The sequence below is a fragment of the Brachyspira pilosicoli P43/6/78 genome (assembly GCF_000325665.1).
GTDB classification, from domain to species: domain Bacteria; phylum Spirochaetota; class Brachyspiria; order Brachyspirales; family Brachyspiraceae; genus Brachyspira; species Brachyspira pilosicoli.
In genome coordinates this window covers 2,126,521-2,141,551 of sequence record NC_019908.1, presented here as the reverse complement: position 1 = coordinate 2,141,551, position 15,031 = coordinate 2,126,521, and the positions used below count along the sequence as shown (strand labels likewise).

The 15,031-nt window shown below is 28.5% G+C and carries 7 protein-coding genes and 2 pseudogenes; 5 read left to right on the top strand and 4 right to left on the bottom strand.

Annotation, left to right across the window (positions count from 1 at the left end; genetic code table 11):
* Positions 1-133: 133 nt before the first annotated feature.
* The 5 genes and pseudogenes from BPP43_RS12685 (at position 134) to BPP43_RS09605 (ending at position 9,597) form a co-directional block, all read left to right on the top strand.
* Positions 134-2,627, top strand: a pseudogene (locus tag BPP43_RS12685) (DUF8509 domain-containing protein).
* Between the two features lie 98 nt (positions 2,628-2,725).
* The gene (locus tag BPP43_RS09620) at positions 2,726-3,859 is read left to right on the top strand and encodes a pyridoxal phosphate-dependent aminotransferase (RefSeq protein ID WP_014935314.1); all 1,134 of its coding nucleotides are present in this window, start codon (positions 2,726-2,728) and stop codon (positions 3,857-3,859) included.
* A 200-nt stretch (positions 3,860-4,059) separates the two neighbouring features.
* Entirely contained in the window at positions 4,060-6,609 is a 2,550-nt protein-coding gene (gene lon, locus BPP43_RS09615) for an endopeptidase La (protein ID WP_015274817.1), read from the top strand.
* A 121-nt stretch (positions 6,610-6,730) separates the two neighbouring features.
* Complete coding sequence (locus BPP43_RS09610) at positions 6,731-8,164, top strand: class I SAM-dependent methyltransferase (RefSeq protein WP_015274816.1); 1,434 nt, start codon at positions 6,731-6,733, stop codon at positions 8,162-8,164.
* Positions 8,165-8,313: 149 nt separating this feature from the next.
* Positions 8,314-9,597, top strand: coding sequence for an adenylosuccinate synthase (locus BPP43_RS09605; protein WP_013243916.1), 1,284 nt, complete (start codon positions 8,314-8,316; stop codon positions 9,595-9,597).
* A gap of 266 nt (positions 9,598-9,863) precedes the next feature.
* Here BPP43_RS09605 and BPP43_RS09600 read toward each other — a convergent pair.
* The 4 genes and pseudogenes from BPP43_RS09600 to BPP43_RS09585 form a co-directional block, all read right to left on the bottom strand.
* Positions 9,864-11,051: pseudogene (locus tag BPP43_RS09600) on the bottom strand (cell surface protein); the annotation flags it as partial.
* Positions 11,052-11,410: 359 nt separating this feature from the next.
* The gene (locus BPP43_RS09595) at positions 11,411-13,381 is read right to left on the bottom strand and encodes a TRAP transporter permease (RefSeq protein ID WP_013243918.1); all 1,971 of its coding nucleotides are present in this window, start codon (positions 13,379-13,381) and stop codon (positions 11,411-11,413) included.
* Positions 13,378-13,866, bottom strand: coding sequence for a DUF1850 domain-containing protein (locus tag BPP43_RS09590; RefSeq protein WP_013243919.1), 489 nt, complete (start codon positions 13,864-13,866; stop codon positions 13,378-13,380). The genes BPP43_RS09595 and BPP43_RS09590 overlap by 4 nt, the downstream gene beginning before the upstream one ends.
* A gap of 20 nt (positions 13,867-13,886) precedes the next feature.
* Positions 13,887-14,831, bottom strand: coding sequence for a TAXI family TRAP transporter solute-binding subunit (locus tag BPP43_RS09585; protein WP_015274814.1), 945 nt, complete (start codon positions 14,829-14,831; stop codon positions 13,887-13,889).
* Positions 14,832-15,031: the final 200 nt, after the last annotated feature.

Genomic DNA, 15,031 nt, shown 5'->3' with positions numbered 1-15,031 from the left:
ATTTTTAAAGCCAAATTCTCTAAATAAAATTAAAACAAAATATTTAACCAAAAATTCGCTTTTTTTTACAAAAAAACTTATAATTGTATTATTATTTTTATAATTTATCATAAATAATTTTAGAGAGTTTGATATGAATATACCCGAAGAAAATGGAATAAAAAATCTTACACCAAATACTACTATATATCATGAAGGCGAAAAAATTAAAAACATTTCTATTATCACTAAAGGTGAAATTGATGTTTATATATCTTCTAGAGAATTAATAGGGATAGAAGATGAAGAAGAAATTATGAAATATAGTTGTAAACTTTTTTCTATACCTAGAAATATTATGATTGGAATCGGAGCTTTTATGTATGATTCTAATTATATATTTTCTTTTAAGTCTAAAAATGATAATGAAATATATACAATAAATATTCCTGATATAGAATATATAAAAACATTCTTTAATAGCAATAGAACATATCTAACTAATATGTATCATTCTCTTGCTTATATGATAATGAAAACTTATGACGAATATATTAAAATTAAAAAAATTAATGATGAACTTAAAATAGTAACTACAAATCTTGGGGTTATGTATTTTAATTTAAATGCTAAAAATAAAAATATTAAATCTGAATTATTTCTAAAAACAAAAGAAGTTTTTGAATATGCTACAAATGATGGTTTTAATTTCCCTACAGATTTCAATACTGATTTTATAAAAGAAGACCATGAAGAGATATATAATAATAATAAAAATAAAATCGTAGAAGAAAATGAAAAATTAGAATTTGAAATTGAATATATAAAAAGATTTTTAACTATGCCTAAAGAAATTAAAGCTCCTTTCTTTAGCTATGATGTTAATATGACTCTATCTGCTACTGCTATATTATATCAAACTTTAAAAGATATAGCTGATATGTTGAAATTCGAATTTATAAGCACTATGGAAAATATATCTTTTCTATATTCAAACAATCAAGAATCTCTATTTACAGAATATTCTAAAATGGCTTTTGAATTAGAAAAACAAGGAAAAAATTATGAAGTATGGGCTAGATATTCTAGATATATAGCAAATACTACAAAAGATGTATGCGAAAAAATTAAAAATAAATATGACTATGATTTAAATATAGATATAGATGAATTAGAAAGCACTATAAAAAAACTTACAGAAAATATAAACTCACATAATAATGATGAATCGAATAGCGAAGAAAATAATGTTCAAGTAATTATGGGTGTAGAAGCTATTCCTGAAGAGATTAGAAACCCTAGCAAAAAATAATAGAAATGGCTGGAATACCTGAAGATAGAGCTTCAACATTCTTTAAATCTTTAAATGCATTCAAAAAATTAAAAGATAAATTTAGCACTGAAGATGATGCTAGAAAAATCAGAAGAAGTGTTACAAATGTATTCTTTGAAGTTTATAAAGAAATAGCTAAAAAATATATTATAAACAGTGAAAAAAATAAATTATTTTCTATGTTCTTAAACTTCGGATACATGGACGACCAATTACTTACTCCAAATCAAATTGTTGATTTATACGAAGTAAAAGATAAAACATCTACTAAAAAAATTAATGTATTTTATATAGATGAATGGCTTCAAAAAATTTATGATAAAGAAGAGCCTCCTTCAGTTAATGGTTTCGGACAAGACTATAGAGAAGCTTTAAGAGAGATGAAAAAAAGAGGTATTATTAGCGACCATGAATTAGAAGAACATTGGGAAAGCCCTCTTAAAAGACTTGAATATGAAATAGATAATATGATTGAAACTACTCATAGATTATGTTATGGTCAAATAAGTGTTTATTTCCCTATTCTTCACAAGGACATGATAATTAAAGATTTCAAAGATTCTTTAATTAAAAGAGAAGCAATGGAAAACACTTTAAACTCTATATTAGAAATAGATTTTTCTGCTTTCTACAGAGAAGTTTTATATAAAAATAAAGAGCTAAACATAGAAAAAGAATTAGTTATGCAGGAAGTACTTCCAAACATTATATTAATGCCTACATACGGTTCTCGTGCTATAATGTGGGAAGAGCTTTCAAGCAGACAAAAAAATAGTACAGCTAGATTCCTACTTCCTATATTTACATCAGAAGATTTGGAAGGTTTAACTCTTCCTATGATGGGTGCTTTCAGATGGGAGCTTTGTAAAACTATGCTTGGTCCTGCTTGGAATGATATTACTCAAATGTCTATCACTTCAGAATACAGCGATTATATTCAGTTCTACAAGAAAAATAGAAATCTCTCTGATGATGCTAAAAGAAAAATTAAAAGTACAAATTAAAAAATGCAGAAACAATTTAAGAGAAGTATTTGTATCAGATTATGTTATATGGGCTTAAATACGAAAGTAAAGGTATTATGCGTCTAAACAGAGTAGCAAGAGGCATACTATACAGACAAGTTCCTTTTGCTAAAAACATAAGAGATGAACTTGAAAAACAGCCTATGTTTGCTGATATGGCTAATAGATTTAAAAACATAAGAAATAAAAAAGCCACTGAATTAGAAAATAGATATTTCAAATTCACTAAAACAGGTAATCCTTTGCCTGAAGAGTTGCAAAATCATATAGATTTTTATAAGAAAATGTAACCATAATAAAATTGACAAAAAAATAGTTTTTATATATAATATTACTCTATATAATAATATTTTAAACTCAATTTCTATTTTTTATGGAGACAACAAAAATGCAGCTTAATAAAAATATATTAGAAGTACCATATTCGTTAATAAGAGAACTTACAGAAAAAGCACAAAAAAAACAAGACAGCATAATGCTCACAATAGGAGAACCAGATTTACAGCCTCCGAAAGAATTAATTGATTATGGCTGTGAATATGCTAAAACACATGCTCTGCCATACACTCAATCCGGCGGAAGCGAACATTTAAGAGATTTGGTTGCTAAGCATTATAATAAATATTATGGTTCAAATGTTAATGCTAATAATATCACTATGCATATTGGTTCTATGGAAGGTATATCATCTGTATTTAGAACTATATTAAACATTGATGATGAAGTTATAATACCTACTCCATTTTTTTCACCATATGAACAAGCAGTTAAATTGTCTTATGGTAAAGTTGTATTTCTAGACACAAGAGAAGATAATCTTGTATTAAAGCCTGAAAAGATAGAAAAAGTTATAACTAATAAAACAAAAGCAATTCTTTTTAGTAATCCTGGAAACCCATCTGGATATATGCTAAAAAAAGAAGAGGTTGATGAGCTTGTAAAATATTTTGAAAAAAAAGATATATTTGTTATAGCCGATGAAATATATTCTGCTATATCATTTTATCCATTTACATCTTTTGCTTCATACCCTTCTATAAAAGATAAAGTGATAATATTAAATGGTTTTTCAAAGTCGCATTCTATGACTGGCTGGAGAATAGGATACAGTATAACTCCTGAAGATGTGAGAAAATATTTAGTTAATGCTAGTTTTAATAATGTGGGAAGTATGGTTAGTTTGTCTTGTGCTATTGCTGAATATGCTTTAGAAAAATATCCTATCATAGAAAGTTATAGAGATATTTATAAAGAGAGGGCTTTTACTATGTCTAAAGAATTAACTGATTTAGGTTTTGATGTAATAGAGCCTAGGGGAGCTTTTTATTTGTTTGTAGGATACAGTAAGTTTTCTAAAGAGCCTTCACTTGATTTTTCTATGAGATTATTAGATGAAACTGGTGTTGCTGTTGTACCGGGTATTGCTTTTGGAAGTGAAAATTATTTTAGAATAGCTTTAACTCAAGAGATACCTATATTAAAAGAGGCTGTTAAGAGAATTAAAGATTTTTTAAATAAATAAAAACAATAAATAAAATAATTAAAAAAATAATAATATAATGGGGCTTTAAAAGCCCCTTGTTTTTTGAGATAGTTTTAATTTTTTATTAGTAAATATGGTTATATATAAAAATAATTATTTATTATTTTTTATTTAATATTAAATTTTGACAAAATAATTAGTTTGTTTATAATGTAAAAACATATTTTGGAGAAAACACAATGAGTGAAAATAATGAAAATAAAGAAAACAAAAATAACGATATAGAAAAAAATGAAAATATAGAAAATAAAACTGAAGATAAAACTATTGAAACAAATCAAGAAAACGATTCTGATAATGCTGTATCAATAGTTGAAGATAAACTTCCCTCAAGACTAATAATAATACCTGTAATGGGAAAGCCATTATTTCCAGGTCTTTATGCACCATTTCCAATACCAGCTTCTCAAGCTAATGCTGTAAACAAAGCCATTGCTGAAAATGATGGTTTTTTAGGTCTTAATTTGTATATACAAGATGAGCCTAAAGACATAAAAAAAACAACTATCGATGAAATATATAAAGTGGGCGTTGTTGTAAAAGTATTTAAAAAACTTAATCTTCCAGATGGAGGACTTAATCTCCTTATTAATTCAATTAAAAGATATAAAATAATTAGATACATTTCAACTGACCCTGTAATTAGAGCAGAGCCTTTATATATACCAGACATAGTAACAACAAATAATGATAAAGAGGCAAAAGAAATAAAAGCATATACAAGAGCTTTACTTTCTGAGGTAAAATCATTAAGCGAAAACAACCCTCTTTTTACAGAAGAGATGCGTCTTACAATGGTAAATGTAGATGACCCTGGTAAATTAGCAGATTTTGTTACTTCTATGATAAATGTTGAAAGAGCTAGTCAGCAGGAAATATTAGAAACTTTTGATGTACAGGAAAGATTAGAAAAAGTTTTACTTCTTCTTCAAAAAGAGAGAGAAATAACAAAACTTCAGCAAAAAATTCAAGGAAGCATTAACTCTAAAATACAAAAACAGCAAAGAGATTATTTTCTAAAAGAACAACTAAAAGAGATAAAAAAAGAATTAGGCTACGACACAGACCCTAAACAAAAAGATATAGATAAATATAAAAAAGAGTTAAAAGAATTAAAAATAGTAGATGAAGTAAGAGAGAGAATGGAGCAGGAAATAGAAAAAATTTCTACAATAGATACGCATTCTCCAGAGTACACAGTGTCAAAAAATTATCTTGATACATTGTTTGCACTCCCTTGGAACAAAGAAAACAAAGAGAGAGAAGACATAACAAAAAGCAAAAAAATATTAGACAGAGACCATTATGGACTTGAAGATGTAAAAGAGAGAATATATGAGTTTTTGGCAGTTAGAAAACTAAACCCAGATAAAAAATCTTCAATACTATGTTTTGTAGGCCCTCCTGGTGTTGGTAAAACATCTATAGGAAAAAGCATTGCAGAAGCATTAGACAGACCATTCTTTAGATTCTCATTAGGCGGTATGAGAGATGAGGCAGAAATTAAAGGACACAGAAGAACATATATTGGTGCTATGCCTGGTAAAATAATTGAGGCTCTAAAAATTGTTAAATCTAAAAATCCAGTTTTAATGCTTGATGAAATAGATAAATTAGGAGCAAGCTTTCAGGGAGACCCTTCTAGTGCATTGCTTGAAGTATTAGACCCAGAGCAAAACTCTTCTTTTAGAGACCATTATCTTGATTTGCCTTTTGATTTATCTAATATTTTGTTTATTACAACAGCAAACACATTAGACACTATTCCAAGACCATTGCTTGACAGAATGGAAGTAATTAGACTATCTGGCTACATCATGGAAGAGAAAATAAAAATTGCTACAAAATATATAATACCAAGACAATTAAAAGCACATGGTTTGATTGCTAAAAATGTTAAGTTTACAAACAAGGCTATAGCAGATATAGTTAATGGTTATGCAAGAGAGGCTGGGGTGCGTAACTTCGAGAGAATGATAGAGAAAATATGCAGAAAAATTGCAGCCGATGTAGTTTCAAACAACAAGGAAAATTATAACATAACTATAGATTCTAAAGATTTAGAAAAGTACTTAAAAAAGCCAATTTTTACAGAAGACTTCACAGAAAAAGACTTAAAGCCAGGAAATGCAATAGGTTTAGCTTGGACTTCTATGGGCGGGGCTACATTAACTATAGAATCTATTAAAGTACAAGAGAAAAAAGATGCAGGCACTATAAACATAACAGGACAGCTTGGAGAGGTGATGACAGAGAGCGTGCAGATTGCCTATAGCTATGTAAAAAGTGTTGCTAAAAATTACGGCGTTGATGAAAATTATTTTAATGACGCTATAATACACTTACACATACCAGAAGGTGCTACTCCAAAAGACGGCCCTTCTGCCGGTATTACTTTAGCTACTGCTTTATTATCGCTTGCTATGAATAAAGTTATTAGAAATGATACTGCTATGACAGGTGAGCTTTCTCTCAATGGAAAAGTGCTTCCTATTGGAGGGCTTAAAGAAAAAACTATAGCTGCTAAGAGATTAGGTTTTATTAAACATATTATAATACCTTTTGAAAATAAAAGAGATTTAGATGAAATACCTGATAAAGTTAAAAGTTCTCTTATTTTCCACCCTGTAAAGCAGGTAGAAGAGGTATTTGACTTTATGTTTAAATTAAATAAGCAAAACAAAAAAACTGATAAAGCATCAACTAAATCTAAAAAAACAAAAAAATAATTATTAAAATATTTATAATATAAAAGGCTTAAACTTAAAAGTTTGAGTCTTTTTTATTATTGTTGATTTTATTTATTATTAATTTAGAATAAATAAAACCTATATAAAAGATCTATTAATTATGAAACAAAAAACAATTATTAATCAGTTAGAAACAGATAAAAAATTAATATCTATACTTAAAAAGCTTCCTAACAATTATTGGGATTTCAAAAATGAAAACACAAAAGAATATACTATACATAGCTATCCAGCTGTAATGGTGCCTCATATAAGCAGAAATATTATTAATATAGTTAAGCAAATTATGGAGGTTGATTCTTTGTTTGACCCATTTTCTGGCTCAGGTACAGTTCTTGTTGAAGGTATGCTTGCTAATATTAAAACAGTGTATGGAAACGATATTAATCCTCTTGCTATATTTATTTCAAAGGTAAAAACTAATAAACTTGATATACATGAGCTTAAAAAAGAAGTTTCAGTTTTATTAGAAAATATTAATAATGATTATAAAAAAAATATAGATTTTTATGAAGGGGCAGACGAGTATTGTAAAAAAAGTCTTGATATTACATCAAAAAATGGTTGGGGAGATAATGCTCCAAAATATCTTAGAGAATATATAAAATTAAATAAAATTAATTTTGAAGTACCTGATTTTAAAAATATTGGCTATTGGTTTAAGCCTAGAGTGATATTAAAGCTTCAAATGATTAAAAACCATATTCTAACAATCAAAAAAGAAAATATAAGAAATTTTATCTTTGTGGCATTTAGTGAATTAGTTAGGATTGTATCTAATAGAAGAAATGGAGAGTTCAAAATGTTTAGAATGCTTCCTGCAAAAGTTGAAAGTTTTAATCCAGATGTATTAAAAGAATTCACTTATATTTTAGAAAATAATATTAAAAAAATGCATAGTTTTGTTGAAGCTTGCAAAAACAATAACAGTAATTCAAAAGTTAAAATATTTAATAATAATGTTATAGACTTATTTTGTATTCCTGATTCATCTATTGATTTAGTAATTACATCTCCTCCTTATGGCGACAGCAGAACAACTGTTGCTTATGGAGAATATAGCAGATTATCTCTTCAATGGTTAGATTTATTTGAACTTTCTCAAAAAGAAATAATGATGCTTGATAAAAGATTGATGGGAGGAGTTAAGTTTAAAAATGGATTTGAATTTTCAATTCCAAGTAAAACTTTAAATAAATCTCTTAACACTATAAAAAATATTGATTTAGAGCGTGCAGGCGATGTATATAGTTTTTATTTAGATTTAGAAAAAGCAATATCTTCAATTTCCAAGAAAACTAAAAAAGGAGGATATCAATTTTGGGTAGTTGCTAATAGAACTGTTAAAGGAGAACTTTTAAAAACAGATAAGATAATAACAGAAATTGCAAGTAAATATAATATGGATTATGTTTATACAATTGACAGAAACATAATTAACAAAGTAATGCCATCATTAAACTCACCAACGAATATAGCAGGCAAAAAATCAGAAACTATGTGTAATGAACATATTGTAATTCTTAGAAAATAATAATATATAAGATTTCAATTAAAACAAAAAATAAATAAAAACTTTATTGGTTTTTAAAGCTTGAAATTGTGATAATTTCTTTATATAATATCTTTCGTGTGTTTTTTCTAAAAAGTTTTTACACACACATTTTACTAGGAGGAAATATTATGGCTTCAGTTATTATTGTAGGTACACAGTGGGGTGATGAAGGCAAAGGAAAAATTGTTGATTATCTTGCTAATAAGGCTCAATATGTAGTTCGTTCTCAGGGCGGAAGTAATGCAGGACACACCGTTGTTGTTGATAATGTAAAATATAAATTAAGGCTTCTTCCTTCTGGTATACTTCATAAAGATAAAGTATGCATTATAGGTAATGGTGTTGTAATAGAGCCTAAGGTGTTTTTAAGTGAAATTGACGGTCTTATAGAAAAAAAAGTTAATATGTCTAATTTAAAAATATCTAACAGAGCTCATGTTCTTATGCCTTATCATAAAATATTAGATGAACTTCAAGAAGAGGATTTGGGTGAAAATAAACTCGGCACTACTAAAAACGGAATAGGTCCTTGTTATATGGATAAAGCAAGCCGTTTGGGTATAAGAATAGTTGATTTAATGAATAAAGAAGTGTTTGCTAAAAAATTAAAGTTTAATGTTGAACTTAAAAACAAACTTCTTAAAAAGCTTTATAATCATGAAGGAATTAATTACGAAGAGTTATTAAAAGAGTATTTGGAATATGCTGAGAGATTAAGACCTTATGTTGCTGACACTACTACAATATTAAATAAAGCAATAAAAGAAAAGAAAAACATATTATTTGAAGGTGCTCAGGCTACTATGCTTGACTTAGACCATGGTACATATCCTTTTGTAACATCATCATACCCTGCTGCGGGCGGTGCTTGTACTGGTTCTGGAGTTGGACCTAGAAAGATAGATAATGTTATAGGAGTTGTTAAGGCTTATTCTACAAGAGTTGGAGAAGGACCTTTCCCTTCAGAGCTTTTCGATGATGTAGGGCAGTTTATAAGAGACAAAGGCGGGGAATACGGTACTGTTACAGGAAGAGCAAGAAGATGCGGTTGGCTTGATGCTTGCGTTATAAAATATGCTTCATACATAAATGGGCTTGATTCTGTAGCAATTACTAGACTCGATATATTAGATGAATTAGAAAAGCTAAAAATATGCGTTGCATACAAATATAACGGCGAAATATTAGAAGACTATCCAGCTGATTTGGATATACTTTCAAAAGTTGAACCTGTATATGAAGAGTTTGACGGTTGGAAAACAAGCACTACAAACATTAGAGAATATGATAAGCTTCCAGAAAATGCTAAAAAATACTTAAAAAGATTAAGCGAAGTAATAGACACAGAAATATCAATAGTGTCTGTTGGAGCTGGAAGAGATGAAACTATCATCATAAAAGATATTTTTTAATTGAACATTAAAGTTATTTTATAGTATTCTGACTTTTAGTTTCTATTTGCTATAATGAGTTTAATATAGTTGTATTAATTTGAAATAATAATTATTTTGTAATGTATATTTATTTTAATCTTTACAATTAAAATACATCAATTATCTTATTCTTAGCAAAACTTTTATATAATATTTAATAAATACCCATACAAGAAAACTAAATTTGAAATATAAAAAAGGGAGGCAGTTAAGCCCCCCTTATTTTTTAAGCTTTTAACACTCTATTATAGAGTAGGTAAATACCAAGTAATACCAGTAGCACCGTTAAACTGAAGAGTATTTTTAGCGAATGCATCGCCACCGTTACCAATTTCAGCTTCGAAATACCATTGTAAGTCTTTAACAGGGTTGATATAAATCTCACCATAAGCATTCCATCTCATAGAATGAAGAATACCAGTATTAGCAGCATTAGCAGAATTAAATTTATAACCTGTATCTACAGCACCATAACCTAAACCAGCTCCAACATATATAGAAACTATATCGCTGTTAGCAGACATACCTAAAGTAGGGAGTATATTCAATGCCCAAGGGTTATGCTCATAACCACCTGTAACAGCATCAACAAAAATAACACCTGAAGAAGATTTAACACCATAAGTATCACTATAACTTCCATCAACCGCACCATTTATATCAGCAACTTTATATGCTACTTTTCCTTTAGCACCTAAAGCTGTATCATAAGTAACTTTTAAGAAAGGCTTAAGAGCAACATCGCCTACTGTAGCACCAAAATATGCTCTGAAGTCAAAACCAAAAGATTCTGCTTTTTGTTTACTATTAGCTACTTCTGTTGTTTCTGTTTGATTTATACCATATTTAACATAAAGTCTTATTTCATTGAAAGCTTCAATACCAGTGTAGTATCTGATTTGTGGATCCATACTTACACCTAAATATTTATATCCATCTGAATAATTAGCAATATCACCATTTTTAACAGCTACTTGTATAGGTATAGCTATTCTTAAGCTATCATTCATAGCTGTCATAGTTAATACAGGAGTATGTTCACTTAAACCATAACCATTTTTAGTAACTCCTCTAAGTGTAGAGTGATGATATCTATAGTTATAACCAACACCAATGCTGAATATATCAGAAGTATAACCTATACCAGCAGAAACTGTAGGTATAAAGTTTAAGAATTGTTTAGTAGCACTACCATTTGGAGTATATGTATCAGGATTAAATATAGCACCAAACTGAGTTTCACTCTCATCTCTAACACCAACAACACCTCTAATCATATCGTTACCTAAAACGAATCCCATTTGACGAACTCTAAATCTTAATTGATTTGCATCTACAAGGAAATCAATCCAGTCAGAGTTAGCGCCATAATAACCAAACACTGATGTACTTGCTATAGTTAATAAAGCTATAGCGGTTAATAAAACCTTTTTCTATTTTTTTTCTCCTAAATTTTTTTATAGTTATACCCTTTAGGGCATTAACTCCTAAAATAAAAAATAAATGAAAATGTTCCCACTTAAGAGAACTAATTACTCATAGTTTTAAATATATGGAATTTTAGAAAAATGTCAATATGATTTTTGATAAATTTAGGACAAAACTTTTAATTTGTCTATAAAATAACAACAAAAAACACATTTTTGTAAAATATTTTTTTAAAAAATCATAAATTAACATAATACAAACTAGTTAAAAAATACGAAATTGTAAAAAAAATAAAGGGGCTTTCCCAAACGTACGCAGACGCGAAACCCCCTCATTTTATTTAATACTTAAAATAATTATTTCTTTAAGCAATAGCCTTTTTCTTTCTTGTTATTATCTGTAATATTATAAGAGCAGCTATTAAACCTATTCCTATTATATCAGTGTAGAATTCTGGATATATAGATAAAAGACCAGCCACTATAAATAAAATCCTCTCAATAAAGTTACATTTTCTAAATACATATCCCTCAAGACCAGCAGATACTCCAAACATACCAATAAGCGAAGTAATAAGTATAGGTATCACCTCAACAAAAGTAGTATTAATCATAAGTATTTGCGGATTAAATATAAACATATAAGGTATAATAAAAGCACCTATAGAAAGCTTCGTAGCCTCAAAACCAGTCTTAAGCGGGTCAGACTTAGCAATAGCAGCACCAGCCATAGCAGCCAAAGCAACAGGAGGAGTAACGTCTGCTATTATACCAAAATAAAATACAAACATGTGAGCCGCTAAAGGTTCAAATCCAAGCCCTATTATAGCACCAGCCGCAATAGTAGAAGTAATTAAATAATTCGCAGTAGTAGGAACTCCCATACCAAGTATAATAGAACTAATCATAGTAAGCATAAGGAGAAGTATAGATATTCCGCCTGATATAGATATAAGCCCTGCACCAATTTTTAAACCTAAACCTGTTAATGTAATAACTCCTATTATAATTCCAGCCATAGCACAAGCAACAGCAACACTTATAATGTTTCTTGCCCCATTAACAAATACATCTATTAAGTCATTAAAAGTAAAGCTTCTCTCTCTCTTAAGAATTATATCAACTATAGAGTTAATAATAGCAACCAACCCAGCAGCAATTATTCCCATAAGTCCAGCATATATAGCTGTTTTACCAAGTACAAAGAAATATATTATAGTGGCAAGAGGAATAACCAAATAACCCTTCTTCATTAAAAGCTCGCCAATCTTCGGAAGTGAATCTCTTGATAAACCTTTAAGCCCAGTCTTTTTAGCTTCCAAATGCACCATTATAAATATACCAGTAAAATAAAGTATAGCAGGTATAATAGCAGCCTTAGCAACTTCTTTATAAGGAATCCCTAAACTTTCAGCCATCAAAAAAGAAGCAGCACCCATTATAGGAGGCATTAATTGTCCTCCAGTAGAAGCAGAAGCCTCAACAGCACCCGCAAACTCTGGTCTATATCCTAAAGACTTCATCATAGGTATAGTAAAACTTCCTGTACCAACAGTATTAGAAACAGAACTTCCAGAAACAGTACCAAACATAGCACTAGTAAGTACAGCAACCTTTGCAGGACCTCCGTCATAACTTCCAGCTATAGCATTACATATATCTATAAAAAATTGACCTATTCCTGTCTTATCAAGCAAAGCACCAAAAAATATAAACAAAAATATAAATGTAGCAGATGCCCCAATAGGAGTACCCATTATACCTTCAGTGTTATAATATAAATGTGAAACAAGTCTCTGTATAGAATATCCTCTGTGATTTAAAAATCCAGGTGCATATGCCCCAAATAAAGCATAAACTATAAAAACTAATGATATTATAAGTATAGGTGTACCCACTATTCTTCTGCAAGCCTCAAACAAAATTAATATACCTACAATACCTATAATAATATCAGTAGTATTGTATATACCTGCCCTTCTTACTAAACTGTCAAAATTAATACTAATATAAAGCCAAGAACAAGCACCAACTATCGCAATTATCACGTCATACCAAGGAAGTTTATCTTTAGGCATATCCTTCTTCATAGGAAATAGTAAATATGCAAGTGCCATAACAAAAGCTAAATGCGTAGCCCTCACCACCTGAGCAGTTATCTTACCAGACAAAATAGAATAAAGCTGAAACAAACAAAAAGCCACAGATATAACTATAATTAAATATTTCTTCCAATCTTTAAATCTTCTATATCTCGATTCACTGTCATATTTACTCATGTAATCATCTAACTCTTCTGCAGTTACATGTATAATATCATGATTATTATGCTTCATTTACGCCCCCTTATCATATTTTTTATTAATTCTATTAACGATACATTTCTATATTTTATATTTATATTAGTCTGAGGTTTAAACAAACTTTTAAGCATTATTTCATTATCATCTATCGTTATGCTATGCTCAGCAATAATGCCTACAAATAAATAAAAATCTTTAATGATTCTATTTATATTATTAATTTCAATATTATCATCTTTAATAATAATATTTTCATTATTTTCAGGTTCAGCTATACCAGCACCATAAGAAACGAAAGTTGTTTTATCTAATATTATATTACCATTTTCATCTATAATATAATAATCTCTCACCCTTCCCTTATTAACTGAATGCGTGTATGAAATTATAAATTCTTTTTTTTCTAAATGATATATATATTTATTATTATCTTTTACGCTTTTTAGTACTAATCTTGGAAATATAGGAATAGTAATAAAAAGCAGTAAAGATAATAATACTACAATAATTTTTTTCATATAAAATAATATTAATTATATTATTTTACCTGATATCCTAATTCTTGATAATATTTTAAAGCACCAGGGTGGAAAGGTATAGATATTCCTTCATAAGATTGATTAATATCTAATTCCTCACCTTTAGCATGTGCTGTAATTAAATCAGCTTTTTTATCAAATAAAGTTTTTAGCATATTATAAACATCTTCTTCAGGTATATTGTTATTAACAGCTATTGTAGCTTTTACAGCAACAGCTTTAGTATCAGCAACAACACCCTTATAAGTATTAGCAGGTATTACTACTTCTGTATAATAATTATATTTTTTCATTATATCAGCAATCTCAACATCGTCCAAACCAACCATTACTATATCAGTAGATAATGATAATTCCTGTAAAGCAGCATTAGGAATTCCTGCAACTATAAAACAAGCATCTAATGTGCCATTTTGTAAACCATCGCTAGATTCTTTGAAAGAAAGACTTGATTTTTGTATATCATTAAAAGTTAAACCATAAGCTTCTAATATTTGTTTAGCATTAAACTCTGTTCCGCTTCCAGCATCTCCAACAGATACTCTCTTTCCTTTCATGCTTGCTATATTAGTAATACCGCTTGCTTTTGTAGCAGCTATTTGAACAATCTCAGGGTATAATGTGAGCATTGCAGAAAAATTAGTTAAAACCTCTCCGTCAAAAATATCAGTTCCATTATAAGCATAATACATAACATCATTTTGAACTAATGCTAAATCTGCTTCATGCATATTTAATAATCTTAAGTTTTCAGCAGAAGCACCAGTAGATTGAGCAGTAACATTCATAGCTTCTATATTACTATTCCATATATTAGCGATAGCTCCTCCAAATGAATAATAAGTACCGCTAGTACCGCCTGTAGCAAAAATGTAATTTTTATTATTACTTTTACTGCAGCTAAATAATAATAATAAACTGAACATAATAATAATTTTTTTCATAACAATTCCCCTTAACATAAGTTACTTGATTATAATATAATTTATTGGTAAAAAGTCAATATTACTACTTACAATAATAAAATATTTTTATATATTTTTACAACACAATAATTTACACATTAAAACATAATGTTAGTACAATAAAACTTTTTTAATAAATATTAAAATACATATAAAGACTTTTAATAAAATATTTTTTC